This window comes from Pseudomonas sp. FBCC-B545, assembly GCF_059134095.1.
Genome location: NZ_CP101441.1, coordinates 236,508 through 255,488, shown reverse-complemented (window position 1 = coordinate 255,488; position 18,981 = coordinate 236,508). Strand labels below are relative to the sequence as shown.

General features: G+C 59.8%; 18 protein-coding genes. 7 read left to right on the top strand and 11 right to left on the bottom strand.

Going from position 1 to position 18,981, the window contains the following annotated elements; translation table 11 throughout:
• Positions 1-102: 102 nt before the first annotated feature.
• The 3 genes from rho to NMB39_RS01150 all read right to left on the bottom strand — a co-directional run bounded on the left by rho (position 103) and on the right by NMB39_RS01150 (position 2,743).
• The gene (gene rho, locus NMB39_RS01160; RefSeq protein ID WP_003176825.1) at positions 103-1,362 is read right to left on the bottom strand and encodes a transcription termination factor Rho; all 1,260 of its coding nucleotides are present in this window, start codon (positions 1,360-1,362) and stop codon (positions 103-105) included.
• Between the two features lie 235 nt (positions 1,363-1,597).
• Positions 1,598-1,927, bottom strand: coding sequence for a thioredoxin TrxA (trxA, locus tag NMB39_RS01155; RefSeq protein WP_003213989.1), 330 nt, complete (start codon positions 1,925-1,927; stop codon positions 1,598-1,600).
• A 120-nt stretch (positions 1,928-2,047) separates the two neighbouring features.
• Positions 2,048-2,743 (bottom strand): FadR/GntR family transcriptional regulator, encoded by a 696-nt coding sequence (locus tag NMB39_RS01150; protein WP_306956660.1) that lies wholly within the window; start codon positions 2,741-2,743, stop codon positions 2,048-2,050.
• 254 nt (positions 2,744-2,997) lie between these two features.
• Here NMB39_RS01150 and NMB39_RS01145 point away from each other — a divergent pair, with 254 nt between their 5' ends.
• Genes NMB39_RS01145 through NMB39_RS01130 form a run of 4 tightly spaced genes read left to right on the top strand, consistent with a single transcriptional unit; the run spans position 2,998 to position 5,837 of the window.
• Complete coding sequence (locus tag NMB39_RS01145) at positions 2,998-3,783, top strand: transporter substrate-binding domain-containing protein (RefSeq protein WP_494339692.1); 786 nt, start codon at positions 2,998-3,000, stop codon at positions 3,781-3,783.
• Between the two features lie 14 nt (positions 3,784-3,797).
• The gene (locus NMB39_RS01140; RefSeq protein WP_057022751.1) at positions 3,798-4,466 is read left to right on the top strand and encodes an amino acid ABC transporter permease; all 669 of its coding nucleotides are present in this window, start codon (positions 3,798-3,800) and stop codon (positions 4,464-4,466) included.
• A complete protein-coding gene (locus NMB39_RS01135; RefSeq protein WP_057022750.1) occupies positions 4,463-5,113 on the top strand; it encodes an amino acid ABC transporter permease in 651 nt (216 codons plus the stop codon). The genes NMB39_RS01140 and NMB39_RS01135 overlap by 4 nt, the downstream gene beginning before the upstream one ends.
• Positions 5,100-5,837: an amino acid ABC transporter ATP-binding protein gene (locus tag NMB39_RS01130; RefSeq protein ID WP_494339693.1), complete on the top strand. Its 738-nt coding sequence runs from the start codon at positions 5,100-5,102 to the stop codon at positions 5,835-5,837. Before NMB39_RS01135 ends, NMB39_RS01130 begins: the two co-directional genes overlap by 14 nt.
• Here NMB39_RS01130 and NMB39_RS01125 read toward each other — a convergent pair.
• The 4 genes from NMB39_RS01125 to NMB39_RS01110 form a co-directional block, all read right to left on the bottom strand.
• Positions 5,809-6,384, bottom strand: a complete 576-nt coding sequence (locus tag NMB39_RS01125) for a DUF1120 domain-containing protein (RefSeq protein WP_494339694.1) — start codon at positions 6,382-6,384, stop codon at positions 5,809-5,811. The two genes, NMB39_RS01130 and NMB39_RS01125, sit on opposite strands and share 29 nt — an antisense overlap.
• Positions 6,350-8,764: a fimbria/pilus outer membrane usher protein gene (locus NMB39_RS01120; protein WP_494339695.1), complete on the bottom strand. Its 2,415-nt coding sequence runs from the start codon at positions 8,762-8,764 to the stop codon at positions 6,350-6,352. Before NMB39_RS01120 ends, NMB39_RS01125 begins: the two co-directional genes overlap by 35 nt.
• Positions 8,765-8,857: 93 nt before the next feature.
• Positions 8,858-9,487, bottom strand: a complete 630-nt coding sequence (locus tag NMB39_RS01115; RefSeq protein ID WP_494339696.1) for a fimbria/pilus chaperone family protein — start codon at positions 9,485-9,487, stop codon at positions 8,858-8,860.
• Positions 9,488-9,663: 176 nt separating this feature from the next.
• Entirely contained in the window at positions 9,664-10,311 is a 648-nt protein-coding gene (locus NMB39_RS01110) for a DUF1120 domain-containing protein (RefSeq protein WP_057022746.1), read from the bottom strand.
• A 481-nt stretch (positions 10,312-10,792) separates the two neighbouring features.
• Here NMB39_RS01110 and ppx point away from each other — a divergent pair, with 481 nt between their 5' ends.
• Positions 10,793-12,295, top strand: a complete 1,503-nt coding sequence (gene ppx / locus NMB39_RS01105) for an exopolyphosphatase (RefSeq protein ID WP_198720209.1) — start codon at positions 10,793-10,795, stop codon at positions 12,293-12,295.
• A gap of 137 nt (positions 12,296-12,432) precedes the next feature.
• Here the strand turns inward: ppx and ppk1 are convergent, their stop codons facing one another.
• Both ppk1 and hemB read right to left on the bottom strand, forming a co-directional pair.
• On the bottom strand, positions 12,433-14,655 hold the full coding sequence (gene ppk1 / locus NMB39_RS01100) for a polyphosphate kinase 1 (protein ID WP_046070036.1): 2,223 nt from the start codon (positions 14,653-14,655) through the stop codon (positions 12,433-12,435).
• A gap of 18 nt (positions 14,656-14,673) precedes the next feature.
• Complete coding sequence (hemB, locus tag NMB39_RS01095) at positions 14,674-15,687, bottom strand: porphobilinogen synthase (RefSeq protein WP_046070037.1); 1,014 nt, start codon at positions 15,685-15,687, stop codon at positions 14,674-14,676.
• 208 nt (positions 15,688-15,895) lie between these two features.
• Here hemB and NMB39_RS01090 point away from each other — a divergent pair, with 208 nt between their 5' ends.
• Complete coding sequence (locus tag NMB39_RS01090) at positions 15,896-16,531, top strand: DedA family protein (protein ID WP_494340612.1); 636 nt, start codon at positions 15,896-15,898, stop codon at positions 16,529-16,531.
• Here the strand turns inward: NMB39_RS01090 and NMB39_RS01085 are convergent.
• Entirely contained in the window at positions 16,512-17,747 is a 1,236-nt protein-coding gene (locus tag NMB39_RS01085) for a sterol desaturase family protein (protein ID WP_494339697.1), read from the bottom strand. The two genes, NMB39_RS01090 and NMB39_RS01085, sit on opposite strands and share 20 nt — an antisense overlap.
• Before the next feature lie 115 nt (positions 17,748-17,862).
• On the opposite strand from NMB39_RS01085, the gene elbB reads away from it, so the two are divergent.
• Positions 17,863-18,528 carry an isoprenoid biosynthesis glyoxalase ElbB gene (gene elbB / locus NMB39_RS01080; protein WP_057022743.1) on the top strand — a complete coding sequence of 222 codons (666 nt, stop codon included), beginning with the start codon at positions 17,863-17,865 and terminating at the stop codon, positions 18,526-18,528.
• Here elbB and NMB39_RS01075 read toward each other — a convergent pair.
• Entirely contained in the window at positions 18,525-18,980 is a 456-nt protein-coding gene (locus tag NMB39_RS01075; RefSeq protein WP_057011383.1) for a YaiI/YqxD family protein, read from the bottom strand. The genes elbB and NMB39_RS01075 overlap by 4 nt on opposite strands.
• Position 18,981 lies beyond the last annotated feature (1 nt).

Below are 18,981 nucleotides of genomic sequence, written 5' to 3'. Positions count from 1 at the left end.
TTGTTACTTAACGGATACTTATGCCACAAATGCCGCAAAATCTCGACGCATAAAAAAAGGCGCCCCTGAGGGGCGCCATTTTTTTGGACCTGAAACGCCTTATTATTTGCGCTTCATCGACAGGAAGAACTCGTCGTTGGTCTTGGTGGTTTTCAGCTTATCGATCAAGAATTCGATGGCAGCCACTTCGTCCATCGGGTGCAGCAGCTTGCGCAGGATCCACATACGCTGCAGTTCGTCGTCTGCGGTCAGCAACTCTTCGCGGCGGGTGCCGGAACGATTGATGTTGATCGCAGGGAACACACGCTTTTCAGCGATCCGACGGTCCAGGGGCAGTTCCATGTTACCGGTACCCTTGAACTCTTCGTAGATCACTTCGTCCATCTTCGAACCAGTCTCGACCAGCGCGGTGGCGATGATGGTCAGGGAGCCGCCTTCCTCGATGTTGCGCGCAGCACCGAAGAAACGCTTGGGCTTCTCCAGGGCGTGGGCATCGACACCACCGGTCAGCACCTTGCCGGAGCTTGGGATCACGGTGTTGTAGGCACGCGCCAGACGGGTGATGGAGTCAAGCAGGATCACTACGTCTTTCTTGTGTTCGACCAGGCGCTTGGCCTTCTCGATCACCATCTCGGCAACCTGCACGTGGCGGGTTGGCGGTTCATCGAACGTCGAGGCAACCACTTCGCCGCGCACGGTGCGCTGCATTTCGGTCACTTCTTCCGGACGCTCATCGATCAACAGCACGATCAGGTGAACTTCAGGGTTATTACGCGCGATGTTCGCTGCGATGTTCTGCAGCATGATGGTCTTGCCGGCTTTCGGCGGTGCGACGATCAGGCCACGCTGGCCCTTGCCGATCGGGGCACACAGATCGATCACACGACCGGTCAGGTCTTCGGTGGAACCGTTGCCGGCTTCCATCTTCATGCGCACGGTCGGGAACAGCGGGGTCAGGTTCTCGAAGAGAATCTTGTTTTTCGCGTTCTCGGGGCGATCGAAGTTGATCGTGTCGACCTTGAGCAGGGCGAAATAACGCTCGCCTTCCTTCGGAGGACGGATCTTGCCAACGATGGTGTCACCGGTGCGCAAGTTGAAGCGACGGATCTGGCTCGGCGAGACGTAGATGTCGTCTGGGCCGGCGAGATAGGAGGCGTCTGCGGAGCGGAGGAAGCCGAAGCCGTCCTGGAGAATCTCCAGCACGCCATCACCGGAGATTTCCTCGCCGCTTTTCGCGTGCTTCTTGAGCAGGGAGAAAATCACGTCCTGCTTGCGCGAACGGGCCATATTTTCTATGCCCATTTCTTCGGCCAGCTGGAGCAGGTCGGTAATCGGCTTTTGCTTGAGTTCAGTCAGATTCATATAGGAATGACGTAATCATTTTATGGAGGGGGGAAATTAAGCTTTTGGCTTAATGAGGCCGCGCCGCAGAGAAGGCGACAGGATCGCGTACTAATCGAAAAGGAATGCGTCGGCGACGGCTTGCAGGGGGCAGTGGAGAAACCAGTGCGGGGCCGAATGTACCACCTGAATTTCTGAGCGTCTAGCCCTGTTTCACGAAAAAGCCCCGCGATTTGCGGGGCTTTTTCGACAACGCTTAAATGTTCGCGTCGAGGAAAGCTTGCAGCTGGGACTTCGACAGTGCGCCCACTTTAGTGGCTTCGACGTTGCCGTTCTTGAACAGCATCAGCGTAGGAATGCCGCGCACGCCATGCTTGGCTGGGGTTTCCTGGTTGTCGTCGATGTTCAGCTTGGCGATGGTCAACTTGCCTTCGTAGGTGGTTGCAATGTCGTCCAGGACCGGAGCGATCATTTTGCAAGGGCCACACCATTCAGCCCAGTAGTCAACCAGCACCGGGCCTTGAGCCTTGAGTACTTCGGCCTCAAAGGTCGCGTCGGTGACGTGCTTGATAAGATCGTTGCTCATGGATGTCTCCGGAATGTAAGCAAAAAAAACGTTGCTCATCATAGCTGCCCTTCCCCCGTTCAGGAAGCCGCGTCTGATTGAGTCTTGCTATGGCGCTGCATGAGTGTGGGTATGACCCACTCACGACGTGACGGGCGTCACAAATGCTATGCCGGTGCGCAATGCCGCCTTGCGCACGTGTTCCTGCATGGCTTTCTGTGCCGCCGTACTGGTACGCCGGGCCAGGGCGCGCAGGATTTTGCGATGTTCCTGCCAGGTCTCCATGGCACGTTCCGGCCGGATGAACGGTAGTTTCTGGCTTTCCAGGAACATCTCGGCGCAGGCACTGAAAATGCTCACCATCGCCTGGTTGCCGCTGGCCAGCAGGATGCGCCGGTGAAAGTCGAAGTCCAGGCCGGCGGCGGCTTCGAAGTTGCCGGCCTTGAGCATTTTGCGCATTGCTTCGACATTGTCTTCCAGGCCGTCCAGCTCGTCGATGGTCAGTGTCACCGCTGCCAACCCCGCCGCAAATCCTTCCAATGCGTACCGCAGCTGGAAAATCTCCGTTGGCGTGGCCTGCGCCGCGAAGGGCCAGGCGAACCCCGGCGCGTCCTGCAGGCCTTGCACGAATACGCCCTTACCCGGCTGCACGCTGACCACGCCCAAGGCGCTCAGAGACGACAACGCCTCGCGCAACGACGCTCGGCTCACCCCTAATTGCATCGCCAGGTCACGCTGGGAAGGCAACGCATCGCCCGGCCCGAAACCCTGCTCCTTAATCAGCTTGCGGATGGCTTGCAGGGCCGCCTCCGGTACGGCTTGGGTGATCGAATTCATAAAAAACCAGGTTTCCAGATCACTGTGCAGCTAGTTGTAAAGCTATTTACAACCGGCTGCAAGCCACGCCCCAAAGGGGCTCGCACGGTTTTATCGGCGCCCGAAAAGAGTGCGAAACGGGCAACAACTGTTCAGACCAGTAAGACCGCCGCCGCCCAGTAAAACCAAGCGTTGCAGGCCATTACAAGAGGAGTGGCATGGGCTGTGCACTGAGCAAATCCAGAAAATCCCTTCGCCTTTCTCGGAGAGTTGTCATGACCAAGCGCTACAGCGCCCTGCTCACTGCCCTGTTTGCCAGCCTGATGCTGAGCCAGGCTCCCGTCCAGGCTAATGGTCTGGATGACATCGTCGCCCGTGGCACCCTTAAGGTCGCCGTGCCCCAGGACTTCCCGCCATTTGGCTCGGTCGGCCCCGACATGCAACCACGGGGGCTGGACATCGACACCGCCAAGCTGCTGGCCGACCAACTCAAGGTCAAGCTGGAGCTGACCCCGGTCAACAGTACCAACCGTATTCCGTTCCTCACCACCGGCAAGGTCGACCTGGTGATCTCCAGCCTGGGCAAAAACCCCGAGCGTGAAAAGGTCATCGACTTCTCCAAGGCCTACGCCCCGTTCTACCTGGCCGTGTTCGGGCCGCCCGAGGCCGCCATTGGCAGCACCGATGACCTCAAGGGCAAGACCATCAGCGTGACCCGTGGTGCCATCGAGGATATCGAGCTGACCGCGGTGGCACCCAAGGAAGCCACGATCAAGCGCTTCGAGGACAACAACTCGACCATCGCCGCCTACCTGGCCGGCCAGGTCGACCTGATCGCCAGCGGCAACGTGGTCATGGTCGCCATCAGCGAACGCAACCCCAAACGCGTACCCGCGCTGAAGATCAAGCTCAAGGATTCACCGGTGTACGTGGGTGTGAACAAGAACGAGCCGGCGTTGCTGGAGAAGGTCAACCAGATCCTGGTCACGGCCAAGGCTGACGGCAGCCTGGAAAAGAATGCACTGCAGTGGCTGAAAGAACCGCTGCCTGCCGACCTCTGATGCGGAGCTGACAGATGGCCTATCAATTCGACTTCGTGCCAGTGCTGGCCAATACCGACCTGCTGCTGCGCGGCGCACTGTTCACCCTGGAGCTGACGGCCATCGGCGCGATCCTCGGGGTTGCCCTGGGCACCCTCGGCGCCGTGGCAAGGGCATGGAGGATCCAGCCGTTTGCGTGGATCTTTGGTGTGTATGTTGAATTGATCCGCAACACCCCCTTCCTGGTGCAGTTGTTCTTCATCTTCTTCGGCCTGCCGTCCCTGGGGTTGAAGATCACCGAGTGGCAAGCGGCGGTGCTGGCAATGGTGATCAACCTCGGGGCCTACTCCACCGAGATCATCCGCGCCGGGATCCAGGCCATCCCGCGCGGGCAACTGGAAGCGGCTGCAGCGTTGGCGATGACGCGCTTCGAAGCGTTCCGCCATGTGGTGTTGCTGCCGGCGCTGGGCAAGGTGTGGCCGGCCCTGAGCAGCCAGATCATCATCGTGATGCTGGGTTCGGCGGTGTGTTCGCAGATCGCGACTGAAGAATTGAGCTTTGCCGCCAACTTTATCCAGTCGCGCAATTTCCGTGCATTTGAAACCTATGCCCTGACCACCCTTGTTTACCTGTGCATGGCGCTGATGATTCGCCAATTGCTCAACTGGATCGGCCGGCGATTTGTGATGAGGAACAGCCGATGAGTGAGTTCACCTTGTGGGACATCGTGCGCAACCTGTTCACTGGCCTGCAATGGACGCTGCTCTTGTCAGTGGTGGCGTTCGTGGGCGGCGGCCTGATCGGCCTGCTGGTGATGACGATGCGCATCAGCCGTGCAGCGTTCCTGCGCAATAGTGCCCGCACCTATATCGAACTGTTCCAGGGCACGCCGTTGCTGATGCAGTTGTTCCTGGTGTTCTTCGGCGTTGCCCTGCTCGGCGTGGATATATCGCCCTGGCTGGCTGCGGCAATCGCCTTGACCCTGTTCACCAGCGCTTACCTGGCCGAAATCTGGCGCGGCTGCGTGGACTCCATCGCCCACGGCCAATGGGAGGCCTCCGCCAGCCTGGCCCTGAACCCACTTGAACAACTGCGCTATGTGATCCTGCCGCAAGCGCTGCGCATTGCCGTCGCGCCCACAGTGGGCTTTTCGGTGCAGGTGGTCAAAGGCACCGCCGTGACCTCCATCATCGGCTTCACAGAACTGACCAAGACCGGGGGCATGCTCGCCAATGCCACCTTCGAGCCCTTCATGGTCTATGGCCTGGTGGCCCTCGGTTATTTCCTGCTCTGCTACCCCTTGTCCCTCAGTGCGCGCTACCTGGAAAGGAGACTGCATGCCTCTGCTTAGAATTTCGGCCCTGCATAAGTATTACGGCGATCACCACGTCCTCAAGGGCATTGACCTGACGGTGGATGAAGGCCAGGTGGTGGCGATCATCGGCCGCAGCGGCTCGGGCAAGTCCACCTTGCTGCGTACCCTCAACGGCCTGGAGTCGATCAACGACGGCGTGATCGAAGTCGACGGCGAATACCTGGATGCCGCCCGCGCCGACCTGCGCAGCCTGCGGCAGAAAGTCGGCATGGTGTTCCAGCAGTTCAACCTGTTTCCGCATTTGAGCGTTGGTGAAAACGTAATGCTGGCGCCGCAGGTGGTGCAGAAAGTGCCCAAGGCCAAGGCGGCCCAACTGGCAAGGCAGATGCTCGAGCGGGTCGGGCTGGGCGAGAAGTTCGACGCCTTCCCCGATCGCTTGTCCGGTGGCCAGCAGCAACGGGTGGCCATTGCCCGGGCATTGGCGATGTCACCCAAGGTGCTCTTGTGCGATGAGATTACGTCGGCCCTGGACCCGGAACTGGTCAATGAAGTGCTCAGTGTGGTGCGCCAGCTGGCCCAGGACGGCATGACCCTGATCATGGTGACCCACGAAATGCGCTTTGCCCGGGAAGTCGGTGACAAACTGGTGTTCATGCACCAGGGCAAAGTGCATGAAACCGGCGACCCGAAAATGTTGTTTGCCGACCCAAGAACCGCCGAGCTTGCCAATTTCATTGGCTCGGTGGAACAGCCGAGCTGACCAGCTCAAAGCTGCCCTGCCCCTCCAAGTGGATCTCACTGCGCACCGCCAAGGCATCGGAGGGCAGTTCGGTATGGATATCCACCAGGGCAGTGAGCCGCCGACCGACCACCGGCCTGCCTGCTGCGTGCGCCACCACCGCCTGGCCGGGCAGCAATTGGCCGCTGGCTGGCGCGCCAGGCACATGGGCAACCGCCCAATCGACAGGGCGGCCGTCCACTTGGGCATTTTTGAGACTCAACCGGTAACGCCCCTCGCGACCAAACCGAAAACCCTGTCCATCGGCGGCAATGCCAACAAAACGCAGGGCCATGGCCGCTGGCTCAATGCAGAGTACATTCACGCTGATCGAACGGACAGTCAGCATCACTGTGGTGCTTTGAGCCTCTGCACCCCTGCGTATCGGGCCATAGTCGATGCGCGGCTGACTCAGCGACAGGCGACAGTTTTCAGCCAACGCCTCAGACGGCGCCAGCAACGTGCAACATAGCGCCAAGGGCAGGCTTGCAGCCTTAACCACCTTGGCAAACCGCCGATGCGGCTTCATAGAATTTGTCATTGTCTGGCTTGGTCTCGGGGTCAATGTTCAACAGGCAAGTGGAAGAGTCCGGCAATGAAACCCGCAGGGTTTGGGACTCAGTGACGTCGTTGAGGAAAATCATGCCCTCGCCCACCACGCTGGTGATGAAACGATTGCCTTTGCCGAATACCGAGGCGCCCTGAGGTAATGGCCGGCCGTGCTGATCGTTCGCGGTGACCAGCATTCGACGCACTTTCACTACGTCGAAATCCACGGTGTTGAACGAGCCGCGACCTGCGGCAAGTACCTGAGTGCCGTTTTTCAGGTCCACGCGCTTGGGCAACGATTGGGTCTGCACCTCGACTCGGCTGTTGGTGTAGGCCGGCAGGCTCGCGATCACTGCTTGCCCGCTGAAGTCGGTCCAGACCGGGCCCTGTGGTGTCTGGACTTTCGCAGAACCGATATCGCCGACCGAGACGACGCCGAACGTGTCCTGCACGGTATAAGGCGAGAAGGTCAGGCCGCCTGGGTGAGCCACTGCTCCGCCCTGCAACTGCCCTGTGTAGCTGGTGCCCAGGGGATCGCGGCTGACACCCAGGGCGACCCGGGTATAGCGTGGCAGCAGGTCCACCTGGCCCCGCACCGATTGCTCCCGGGCCCGGATGTCGCGCTCGACGCCTACTTCGTAATTCACATACTCGTTGACCCTTTCGCTCAGCGCAGTCCCCGCGGTGAACTGGTCCCCACGGCGACTGGTGAAGCTGCTTACACGACGATCCCCTCCCAGCGGCACACTGACCTGCAACCGCAAGGACAGGTCGTTACCCAGGGAACTGTCAGGCCCACTGTCGGCAAGTGAAGCGCCACGCCGGGTCCGAGTGCCACCCACCTGCGAATCTGCAATGATTGCAACATCGGCGTGGCCAAACGTCTTGTTCCAGGAGGCGAACACATGCTCGCTAGTTTGCCCGCCAAATTGAGCACTGCGTGTGTAGTTCAGAGAAAATATGCCCAGGGTAGAGTCGGACCAGCTCATGCCCGCCGTGTATTGGTTTTTGAAATGCGAGTTCAGTTCATCGGCTTTGAGCGAACGCCCCACGTCAGTGACTTCGCGGTAACCGCGCGTCTGGGTGGTTGCACTGAAGTTGACATCGATATTGGCAACCACCGGGCTGCTCGCGGACAGGCTGCTACGTGAACCGGACACGGCCTTTTGGCTGTCTCGGGACAGGTTATGTCGTGCGTTCACGGAAACCCGCTGGAAAAACACACTGCTGAGGCTGCCACCTGCAGCCCAATAGTCATCGGTGCTCAACAAACCAAAACCCACGGATGAATCGCGCCCCAGCCCCCAGGTGCCACTGCCCATGGCGATCACCGGTGATGGGCCCTCTTCACCGGCGGTTCTGCGCAGTTCGCCAAGCGAGAAATAATACCCAGGCGCGGCCGGGGCAGCCCCTGCGAACGACGCCGCTGGTACAACAAAACTGCGCCTGGCGCCCCGCACGTCAATCACGCTGACTTCAAGATCACTGGTGCTGTTGAGCAGGGGCAATCCCGTCAACCGGAACGGCCCTTCGGGCACCAGGGTACTGTGGACCAACACGCCGGACTGGCGCACCTCAACCCGAGATTGGCTTTGGGCCAAACCCTCGACCACCGCATTGTTGTTGCCTGCGGGTATCCGGGACTGCCCATCGGGAAAAAACTGCAAGCCGGAGAGCTGGATACCACCAAACAGCGGGTTATTGCTCGACAGCTGGCCCGCCTGGAAAGTCGAATGCAACGCGGCGATGTCCCGCTGCGCATAAGCATGCAGGTGTTCAGTGCGCGTCTTGCCGTTATCAGACACATAGAACTGGCGGCTGCGGACGATCCAGTCTTGCAGGTTGAAACCCGCTTCGGTATAGGCCGACACGAACCGTGTCGGCCCGCTGCGCGAGTGGCTGTCATATCCCAGCACGTCGTAGTTGAACAAGGCCGCCGCCCCGCCCCTGGAAAAACTTCCGGCTTCCCACTGCGGCTCACGCAGGGCCTGGGTGGGCACCACAAGCACCACTTCGTCAGTACCGGGGCGCAGGCGCACCATCGTCGCCGGAAACTGCCCGAGGAAATCATGACAAGCCTGGTCCGGCGTGACGCCTTCCAGAAGAATGCCCCGGGGCTTGACCAGTCCAGCCTTCTCCAGCAGCCCGGGGGTGAAACACAGCCCCCCCTGTGCGTCGAACCGGGCATCTACCAATCCAAGGGGGTTTCCATTGACGCGCAACCCCACCACCTGGACGCCTTCGCGAAAGCGCGCCGCACTGCGGAAATAGTCGGAAACCTTGGGGTCTATACCGTGGGTTGTGAGCGCAGCAAGATCGAATCCCTCCCCGATCTCCAGCGCAGCCACGAGACCAGGCATGCTCCATAACGCTGCAAACCCGATGAGCAATGTGGGCCTGCGGGGCAACGAAGGGGCGGCGACGCGGTTATTCAAAGGCATCATCATGGGTGATCAACCCTCATCGGTGTTGATCGGAGCCCGGTAGCTATCGACCGAAAACCCATAGACCGTAGCTGGCTGAATCTGAACTTCAGCGGCGCCGTCCAAGGCTACGTCAACCTTCGCCACCAGCACCTCGCCCGGCAAGATGTAGGTGCGCGGCAACGTGGCCAAGATATCGTTTGGCAGCAGTTGCACATCCGGCGCCAGGCGCACGACATAGGCGCTGTCGTTATGGACGGCCAGTTGTTGTCCCGTACGCTTCCACTTCAGCAACTCCCAAGGCGTGTGGTGCCGCGGCAGCCCCCGCGGATGCAGGATCAGCGGCAAATTCTGACGCAGGGTAATGCCGATGGTCGCACCACCGGCGGCCCGAGCCTGAGGGATGCCCTCGAAGGAGATACGCTTGAGCCGTTGGGTCTTGAGCGGCTCCTTCAAGGTACTGATGAAGCGCACCAGTTGGGTCTCCCCTGCCTCCACTCGAGTGATAGGCGGTGTGACAATCAGTAGCGGCTCCAGGTCCTCAGGCACGTTTTCAACAACTGAATGAAGCAGCGCCGGTCCCTCATCAGTATTCTTGATATTGATCGTGGCTTCGCCGTCTTCTTCATATAGCACCACCACTGTTGTTTCCGGCAACATACCGTCTGCCGTGGCAACAGCGCTGAAATAAACACTCCACAGCAGCGTACAACTTATTAAAAAACCACGCACTCGGCATTCTCCGCAACTCATGAAGTTGACGATCGGCTATCAACCGCCCACAGAAAAACAGCCAACAAGAAATAGTGGTTTCTTGATCGGCTGTTTTCAGTTGTTTAGATGTAACTCAATACCAGCGTGGCGCGACCATCAATGGAAACGTCGCGGCTCAGATCCAAGTCCTGAGCCCTGTTGATTACCGCCTTCACTGCAAGTGTGCCGGTCAGTTGGCTGATAGAGGCCGGTGTGATAGTCACGCTGTTACGCCAAGAATACTGGCTTGGCGACTGGGCAACTTTGCCATCACTGTTCTGCCAGGCCCCCAGGCCTGTGCGCATGATCGGATGCAGCACCGCTGCGGACGACCGCAGGTCCCTGAGGGTCACCGAATAACCACCGGTTCGCCGGCCTCCCACCATGCCCAAGCCAAAGTTTTGCGCTTCGCTAAAGCCTGCCCCCAGGATACCTGTCACCTTGCTGCCCGCTTGCAGGTCAGTAAGGGTGAGCCCGAACCTGGCCGGTGTGGCACCGCAATTGATGACAAGGGAAGTGGTCCTCTCCTCGCGCGGGTTGAACGACGTGCGGGACAACTCGCCGGAGCGAATCGTACCGTAGTCGATGATGCCACTGCCTGCCAGGCTGAGATTGCATGCAGCGGGGGTAATGGTGCCCCTGACGACCAACTGGGCACTGGTGGTTGCCTGGGCACTCAGGGTCGCAGCCAGGCACGCAATACCTAAGGTCAATCCAATAATTTTTTTCATGTTTGTCCTGTCACTTGAAGTTCTCAGGCGCTCTTTATTTTCGGTCTTGGCGACTCCGTCGCCCAACGCCTTATCTTCCGTAATACAAAACGATAAATAAATAACACCTAGGCAGAATTGCCGAGTGACAGTCTGGCGCCTTGGCGCTTAGCAATTGAATCAGACAACACGTCATTTATTGTGGTATCGGGTTAAATCAAGCAATAACCTTTATCCATTAGCAGAGTAGTCCCAAGCAAGGTATCGGACAAAAAACTATTCCAACCCCTGTAAGCAAAGTCATGGGTATCTTGGCACCGCATATGATTAAATACTCTTACCCCCCCGAAGCACCTCTTCAACGGCCACATACAAATTCTCCCTACATTTATAATGAAACACCCTTACAGACAGCATTCATAAAATTACCGAAGCACAACGCGTTGGCGTCAGCGGTCGATCGTGGCACGATGGCGAGGTTATCGACCGAGATCCCCAAACCATGCCGCAATCCCAAGCCAAGAACCTGTCCTTGATCGCCGCCATCGACCTGGGCTCCAACAGCTTTCACATGGTCGTGGCCAAGGCCCAGAACGGCGAGATCCGCATCCTCGAGCGGCTCGGCGAGAAAGTGCAACTGGCCGCCGGGATCGACGACGAGCGCAAGCTCAATGAAGAATCCATGCAACGCGGGCTCGATTGCCTCAAGCGTTTTGCGCAACTGATCAACGGCATGCCCCCTGGCGCCGTGCGCATCGTCGGCACCAACGCCTTGCGCGAAGCTCGCAACCGCAACGAGTTCATCCATCGTGCCGAGGACATCCTCGGGCATCCGGTGGAAGTCATCTCGGGCCGTGAAGAAGCCCGCCTGATCTACCTCGGCGTATCCCATACCCTGGCCGATACTCCCGGCAAACGTCTGGTGGCGGACATCGGCGGCGGCAGCACCGAATTCATCATCGGCCAGCGTTTCGAACCGCTGCTGCGTGAAAGCCTGCAGATGGGCTGCGTGAGTTTTACCCAACGGTATTTCAAGGACGGCAAGATCACACCGGCGCGCTATGCCCAGGCCTACACGGCGGCACGGCTGGAGATCATGAGTATCGAACACGCCCTGCACCGCCTGACCTGGGATGAAGCCATCGGTTCGTCCGGCACCATCCGCGCCATCGGCCTGGCCTTGAAAGCCGGTGGCCATGGCACTGGCGAGGTAAACGCCGAAGGTTTGGCGTGGCTCAAGCGCAAGCTGTTCAAGCTGGGGGATGCGGAAAAAATCGACTTCGACGGCATCAAGCCCGACCGTCGCGCCATTTTCCCCGCGGGCCTGGCGATTCTCGAGGCTATCTTCGACGCCCTCGAACTGCAACGCATGGACCACTGTGACGGCGCCCTGCGCGAGGGCGTGCTCTATGACCTGCTGGGCCGCCATCACCACGAAGACGTGCGCGAGCGCACCCTCAGCTCGCTGATGGAGCGTTACCACGTCGACCTGGAACAAGCTGCTCGTGTGGAGCGCAAAGCCTTGCACGCCTTCGACCAGGTCGCCGAGGATTGGGACCTTGAAGACGGTGTCTGGCGGGAGCTGCTCGGCTGGGCCGCCAAGGTGCATGAAGTGGGCCTGGACATCGCCCACTACCACTACCACAAGCATGGCGCCTACCTGATCGAGCATTCGGACCTGGCCGGCTTCTCCCGGGAGGACCAGCAGATGCTCGCGCTGCTGGTGCGCGGCCATCGTCGCAATATTCCCAAGGACAAGTTTGCCGAGTTTGGCAAAGACGGCATCAAGCTGATCCGCCTGTGCGCGCTGTTGCGCTTTGCGATCCTGTTCCACCACATTCGCGGAACCCAGGAAATGCCCCAGGTGAAACTGCATGCCGTTGGCGACAGCCTTGACGTGGTGTTCCCCAAGGGCTGGCTGGATGAAAACCAGTTGACCCAGGCGGACTTCGCCCAGGAAGCGGAATGGCTGACGCGGGTGGGGTTCAGCCTGAATCTGCGCTAAAAAGCACACCGATAGATAAATGTGGGAGGGGGCTTGCTCCCGATGGCGGTGGCCCTGCCGACTAATGTGTCGACTGATTCACCGCTATCGGGAGCAAGCCCCCTCCCACATTTTTTAGACCTCGCTGGTGCTGGGGTTTAGTTCACCGCAAGAATCGGGCTACCCAGCTTCTCCAGCAACGTTGCCTGCGCGCTGCGCGGGTTCTGGTTGCCGGTCGGCGTGTTACGCACGTAGCGACCGTCCGACTGCAGGCTCCAGCTGTGGGTGTTGTCGGTGAGGTAGCTTTCCAGTTCCTTCTTGACCCGCATGATCAGCTTCTTGCCTTCCACCGGGAAACAGGTCTCCACCCGCTTGTCGAGGTTGCGCTCCATCCAGTCGGCACTGGAGAGGAACATCTGCTCTTCGCCGCCGTTGAGGAAGTAGAACACTCGCGTGTGCTCCAGGAAGCGACCGATGATCGAGCGCACGTGGATGTTATGCGACACGCCGACAATGCCCGGGCGCAGGCAGCACATGCCCCGCACCACCAGGTCGATGCGCACGCCGGACTGGCTGGCCTTGTACAGCGCGCGGATGATCTTCGGATCGGTCAGCGAGTTGAACTTGGCAATGATGTGCGCCGGCTTGCCGTCGAGGGCGAACTGGGTCTCGCGGGCAATCATGTCGAGCATGCCCTTCTTTAGCGTGAACGGTGCATGCAGCAGCTTCTTCATGCGCAAGGTCTTGCCCATGCCGATCAACTGGCTGAACAACTTGCCGACGTCTTCGCACAGCGCGTCGTCGGACGTCAGCAGGCTGTAGTCGGTGTAGAGCTTGGCGTTGCCGGCATGGTAGTTGCCGGTACCCAAGTGGGCGTAGCGCACGATCTCACCGGCTTCACGACGCAGGATCAGCATCATCTTGGCGTGGGTCTTGAAGCCGACCACGCCGTAGATCACCACCGCCCCGGCCGCTTGCAGGCGGCTGGCCAGTTGCAGGTTGGACTCTTCGTCAAAGCGCGCACGCAGCTCGATCACTGCGGTGACTTCCTTGCCGTTACGCGCAGCATCCACCAGCGCATCGACGATTTCCGAGTTGGCGCCACTGCGGTACAGGGTCTGGCGCACGGCCAGGACATGCGGGTCCTTGGCGGCCTGGCGCAGCAAATCGACCACCGGGGTGAAGGATTCGAATGGGTGCAGCAGCAGGATGTCCTGCTTGCTTATCACGCTGAAGATGTTCTCGCTGTTTTGCAGCAGTTTCGGGATCTGCGGGGTGAACGGCTTGTATTGCAGCTCCGGGTGGCTGTCCAGGCCGGTGATGCTGAACAGGCGCGTCAGGTTCACCGGGCCGTTGACTTGGTACAGCTCGGACTCGGCCAGGTTGAACTGCTTGAGCAGGTAATCCGACAGATGTTTCGGGCAGGTATCGGCGACTTCCAGGCGTACAGCGTCGCCGTAGCGCCGCGAGAACAGCTCGCCGCGCAGGGCACGGGCCAAGTCTTCCACATCTTCGGAGTCCAGCGCCAGGTCGGCGTTGCGGGTCAGGCGGAACTGATAGCAGCCCTTGACCTTCATGCCCTGGAACAGGTCATCGGCATGGGCATGGATCATCGACGACAGGAATACATAGTTGTCGCCAGCGCCGCCTACCTCCTCGGGTACCTTGATGATCCGTGGCAACAGGCGCGGTGCCGGGATGATTGCCAGGCCGGAGTCGCGTCCAAAGGCGTCGATACCTTCCAGCTCAACAATAAAGTTGAGGCTCTTGTTCACCAGCAACGGGAACGGGTGCGTAGGGTCGAGGCCGATGGGGGTGATGATCGGGGAAATCTCGTCACGGAAGTAGCGGCGCACCCAGGTCTTGATCTTGGCGGTCCAGTGGCGACGGCGAATGAAGCGGACCTGATGCTTTTCCAGCTCCGGCAGCAGGATGTCGTTGAGGATTGCGTACTGGCGATCCACATGGCCGTGCACCAGCTCGCTGATGCGAGCCAGGGCCTGGTGCGGTTGCAGGCCGTCAGCACCGGCTTGTTCGCGGGCGAAGGTAATCTGCTTCTTGAGCCCGGCGACACGGATCTCGAAAAACTCGTCCAGGTTGCTGGAGAAGATCAGCAGGAATTTCAGTCGCTCCAGCAACGGGTAGGACTCATCCAGCGCCTGCTCCAGCACGCGGATGTTGAATTGCAGCTGTGACAGCTCGCGGTGGATGTACAGGCTGCTGTCATCCAGGTTGGTGACCACGGCCACCGGCGCAGGCGCAGGCGCTTCAACGACCACCGCAGGCGCGGCCGGCTCCAGTTCCGGCGGGGTCTCGGCGACTTGTTCAACCACCGGGTGAGCGTCTTTTACAGCCACTTCTGAGAGTCCTTCGGTATTCATCGAGTGTTCCTGTGAGGGCTATTGTTGCTCTCTAAGCAATTGGGCGGCGCGGGCGGCGAAGTAGGTCAGGATGCCATCGGCGCCGGCACGTTTAAAGGCAGTCAGGGATTCGAGGATCACCCCTTCACTCAACCAACCATTCTGGATTGCGGCCATATGCATGGCGTATTCACCGCTGACCTGGTAGACAAAGGTCGGCACCTTGAATTCCTCTTTGACCCGATAAAGGATGTCCAGATAAGGCATCCCGGGCTTGACCATCACCATGTCGGCGCCTTCGGCCAGGTCCGCCGCAACTTCGTGCAGGGCTTCGTGGCTGTTGGCCGGGTCCATCTGGTACGAGGCCTTGTTGGCCTTGCCCAGGTTCAGGGCCGAGCCCACCGCATCGCGGAACGGGCCGTAGTAGGCGCTGGCGTACTTGGCCGAGTAAGCCATGATCCGCACATTGACATGGCCCGCCAGTTCAAGCGCTTCACGAATTGCCTGGATGCGACCGTCCATCATGTCCGACGGCGCAACCACCTGGGCGCCCGCTGCGGCATGGGATAACGCCTGCCTGACCAGCGCATCGACGGTAATGTCGTTCTGAACGTAACCGTCTTCGTCAAGAATGCCATCTTGGCCGTGGGTGGTGAACGGGTCCAGGGCCACGTCGGTAATCACGCCCAACTCCGGGAAGCGCTCGCGCAGGGCGCGGGTGGCACGCTGGGCGATCCCTTGTGGGTTCCAGGCTTCTGCGGCGTCCAGGGACTTGAGCTCCGACGGCGTCACCGGAAACAGTGCCAGCGCCGGGATCCCCAGTTCGACCCAATTGGCCGCCTCGATCAGCAACTGATCAATGGTCAAACGCTCCACACCTGGCATCGATGCCACCGCTTCCCGACGATTTTCACCATCGAGCACAAATACCGGCAGGATCAGATCATTCGTCGTCAGTACATTTTCACGTACCAGGCGACGAGAAAAATCATCACGGCGATTGCGACGCAGGCGGGTAGCGGGGAACAGGCGATTGGCAGGGGTAAAGCTCACGACAGACTCCTGAGCCCGCGTTTACGGGCGAGCGTTGCAGTTATAAGCGGCCATTATGACGAAGGAATGACAGTTGTGCTTATCGATGCGACCTGTAGTCGCATTCGTCATTTATGTAGGAATTGTTCACTTCGTGACACATCTCGATACTTTCATGAATCTTCGTGAAGGCGTAGGCTGCGCGTTCATTTCGCCAGCACCCCAGACCATGCTTCAACAATTTCTGCATGACTTCGGTTACTTTGCCCTCTTCCTCGGCACGTTCTTCGAAGGCGAGACCATCCTCGTGCTCGCAGGCTTCCTGGCGTTCCGTGGCTACATGGATATCAACCTGGTGGTGGTCGTTGCCTTCTTTGGCAGCTACGCCGGCGACCAGCTCTGGTACTACATGGGGCGCAAGCATGGCCGCAAGCTGCTGGCACGCAAGCCGCGCTGGCAATTGATGGGCGACAAGGCGCTGGAACATATCCGCAAGCACCCGGATATCTGGGTACTGAGCTTCCGCTTCGTCTATGGATTGCGCACGGTGATGCCCGTGGCAATTGGCCTGTCCGGCTACCCGCCGTTGCGCTATCTGATCCTCAACGGGATCGGCGCGGCGATCTGGGCCGCTGCGCTGGGGGCTGCGGCCTACCACTTCGGCGCGGTGCTGGAGGGCATGCTCGGCAGCGTCAAGAAATACGAACTGTGGGTGCTGGGCGCCTTGCTGGTACTGGGCCTCGTCCTGTGGCTGCGCCGCCGCTTCAGGAATGCCCGTATCGCCCGCGAGGCCTGTGCCGCGGCCAAGGCCCGGCTCGCTGCAGAGCCAGCCCAGGTGGAAACACCTAAGACACCAGTCGAGTAAGCCGGCTTCTGCAACAGTAGAGGCCGATCACGCTCAGCAGACTGTAGCTCGCCAGCGCCAGCCAGGCCAGGTTGCTGGCGGGCCACAGACCGACCATCGGTGCCAGCCATACCAACGGCGCGTTCAGCGCCAACCGCGCCAGCTCGGCCTTCAACGCCCACAGGCGATTTTCCAGCGCCACCCCCAAGGTAAACAGGCCCAGCGCCATGGCTCCCCAACCCAGGACCAGCGCCGCCGAGGGCATCGCCTCGCCGAAATTCATCAGATAACTACCAAACCCCACGTACGCCGCAAACTGCAAGGCGACGTACACCTGCTGTCGCGCATCCAACTGCACCTCGAATTTGCGGAACTGGCTCAGGTCCGGCTTGGGCATCGGGTACTTGGCTTTGACGTCCGCCGGGCGCCAGCCGGTGCGCATGAACCAGATACGTAACTTGTCCCACCAGCTGTCAGTACGCCGGGCGTCATTCCATAACTGCGCGTAGAACTGCAGGTTGGCCCACAAGGGATTCCAACTGGCCAAGGGCGTGGTCACACCGAAAATGACCGGCTCGTTGTCGTCTTCCTCTTGGAACGTGCCGAACAGCCGGTCCCAAATAATGAACACCCCGCCGTAGTTGCGATCCATGTAGAGAGCGTTCTGTGCATGGTGGGCCCGATGATTGGACGGTGTGACGAAGAACCACTCGAACCACCCAAGCTTGGGAACGTGACGGGTGTGGACCCAGAACTGATAGAGCAGGTTGAGCGACGCCACGCTGATAAACACCACCAGCGGCACACCGACCACAGCCAGGGGCAGGTAGAAGATCCAGCTCAGCAGGAAACCGGTGCTGGTCTGGCGCAAGGCAGTGGTGAGGTTGTAGTCCTCGCTCTGGTGATGCACCGAATGCGCGGCCCAGAGGATATTGCGCTCATGACCCATGCGATGCAGCCAGTAGTAGCACACGTCATAGAACACGAAGGCGAACACCCAGGTCCAGGCACTCTGGGTCGACCACTCGAACAGCGCCAGATGCTTGAGGGCGAATGCGTAGGTCAGCAGACCCACACCCTTGGTCAACAACCCGGTGGTGGTGGACAGCACGCCGGTGCTGAGGCTGTTGATGGCATCCGCCACTCGATAGTTGCGCGCGCCGCGCCAACGGTCGGCCAGCAGTTCAACCACGATCAGGGCGATGAAAAACGGTACCGCGTAAGGCACGAAGTCCATGGGCTAGTCCGGTCTATTTTTGTTACATCAAGATTAGGTGCCCCGCCGTGAGATCCCATTGGCAACAGGTTACAAATTAGTAGACATTTAACGCCATGAATCAGGAGAAATGCCCATGAGCAAAAAGATTGCAGTGATCCTTTCCGGCTGTGGCGTGTACGACGGCGCAGAAATCCATGAAAGCGTGATCACCCTGCTGCGCCTGGACCAGCGCGGCGCTCAAGTCGAATGTTTTGCGCCGAATATTGCTCAGTTGCACGTGATCAATCACCTCACCGGTGAGGAAATGCCCGAAACACGCAATGTACTGGTGGAATCCGCACGCATCGCCCGGGGCGCAGTGAAGGATATTCGCGAAGCCAACGCCGCAGACTTTGATGCGCTGATCGTGCCTGGCGGCTTCGGCGCGGCGAAGAACCTGTCTGACTTCGCCGTGGAAGGCGCTGCCTGCAGCGTCAACCCGCAGGTACTGGAGCTGGCCGAAGCCTTCGCCGAAGCGGGCAAACCCGTTGGGTTGATCTGCATTTCGCCTGCGTTGGCCGCGAAGATCTACGGCCCGGGCGTGACCTGCACCATCGGCAACGATGCCGACACAGCGGCAGCCCTGGACAAGATGGGCGCCACGCATCATGAATGCGCGGTGGAGGACATCGTCGAGGACAAGGCGCGCAAGCTGGTGAGTACGCCGGCTTATATGCTCGGCAAAAACATCAGCGAGGTCGCGTCAGGCATCAACAAGCTGGTGGATCGGGTGTTGGAGCTGACCCACGAAAATGACTAACCCGTGCGCATAAGACGGGTAAGGAGGCGATCCAAGGCATTGGCAAATGCTTGCTTGTCCTTTTCCCCGTGGGGCGGTGGCCCGCCGCCCATCTGGCCCTGCTCGCGCAGGTCGGTGAACAGGTTACGCACCGCCAGGCGTTCACTCATGTTCGCCGGGCTGAACTCCTTGCCCCTTGGGTCAAGGGCCGTGACGCCCTTTTTCACCAGCCGGTCGGCCAAGGGCACGTCGCTGCAGATCACCAGTTCACCGGGCACAGCATGCTCAACCAAGTAGTCATCGGCCGCATCCGGGCCGCTGGGGACCACGATAAGCTTCACACAGGCGAAGCTCGGCTTGATCTGGCTCTGCCCGGCCACCAGCACCACCTCGAACTGGCGCTTGAGGGCAAACTTCACCACTTGGTCCTTGGCCGCACGAGGGCAGGCGTCGGCGTCGATCCATACTCGCATG

Coding starts and splice junctions, on each gene's coding strand:
- NMB39_RS01120 (WP_494339695.1), bottom strand. CDS start 8,764: ATGCCTGGTCTCGTGGCTGCGCTGGAGATCGGGGAGGGATTCGATCTT.
- NMB39_RS01130 (WP_494339693.1), top strand. CDS start 5,100: ATGCCTCTGCTTAGAATTTCGGCCCTGCATAAGTATTACGGCGATCAC.
- NMB39_RS01110 (WP_057022746.1), bottom strand. CDS start 10,311: ATGAAAAAAATTATTGGATTGACCTTAGGTATTGCGTGCCTGGCTGCG.
- ppk1 (WP_046070036.1), bottom strand. CDS start 14,655: ATGAATACCGAAGGACTCTCAGAAGTGGCTGTAAAAGACGCTCACCCG.
- NMB39_RS01125 (WP_494339694.1), bottom strand. CDS start 6,384: ATGAAGCCGCATCGGCGGTTTGCCAAGGTGGTTAAGGCTGCAAGCCTG.
- NMB39_RS01135 (WP_057022750.1), top strand. CDS start 4,463: ATGAGTGAGTTCACCTTGTGGGACATCGTGCGCAACCTGTTCACTGGC.
- NMB39_RS01140 (WP_057022751.1), top strand. CDS start 3,798: ATGGCCTATCAATTCGACTTCGTGCCAGTGCTGGCCAATACCGACCTG.
- ppx (WP_198720209.1), top strand. CDS start 10,793: ATGCCGCAATCCCAAGCCAAGAACCTGTCCTTGATCGCCGCCATCGAC.
- elbB (WP_057022743.1), top strand. CDS start 17,863: ATGAGCAAAAAGATTGCAGTGATCCTTTCCGGCTGTGGCGTGTACGAC.
- NMB39_RS01085 (WP_494339697.1), bottom strand. CDS start 17,747: ATGGACTTCGTGCCTTACGCGGTACCGTTTTTCATCGCCCTGATCGTG.
- NMB39_RS01145 (WP_494339692.1), top strand. CDS start 2,998: ATGACCAAGCGCTACAGCGCCCTGCTCACTGCCCTGTTTGCCAGCCTG.
- NMB39_RS01075 (WP_057011383.1), bottom strand. CDS start 18,980: ATGCGAGTATGGATCGACGCCGACGCCTGCCCTCGTGCGGCCAAGGAC.
- trxA (WP_003213989.1), bottom strand. CDS start 1,927: ATGAGCAACGATCTTATCAAGCACGTCACCGACGCGACCTTTGAGGCC.
- rho (WP_003176825.1), bottom strand. CDS start 1,362: ATGAATCTGACTGAACTCAAGCAAAAGCCGATTACCGACCTGCTCCAG.
- NMB39_RS01115 (WP_494339696.1), bottom strand. CDS start 9,487: ATGTTGCCGGAAACAACAGTGGTGGTGCTATATGAAGAAGACGGCGAA.
- NMB39_RS01150 (WP_306956660.1), bottom strand. CDS start 2,743: ATGAATTCGATCACCCAAGCCGTACCGGAGGCGGCCCTGCAAGCCATC.
- NMB39_RS01090 (WP_494340612.1), top strand. CDS start 15,896: ATGCTTCAACAATTTCTGCATGACTTCGGTTACTTTGCCCTCTTCCTC.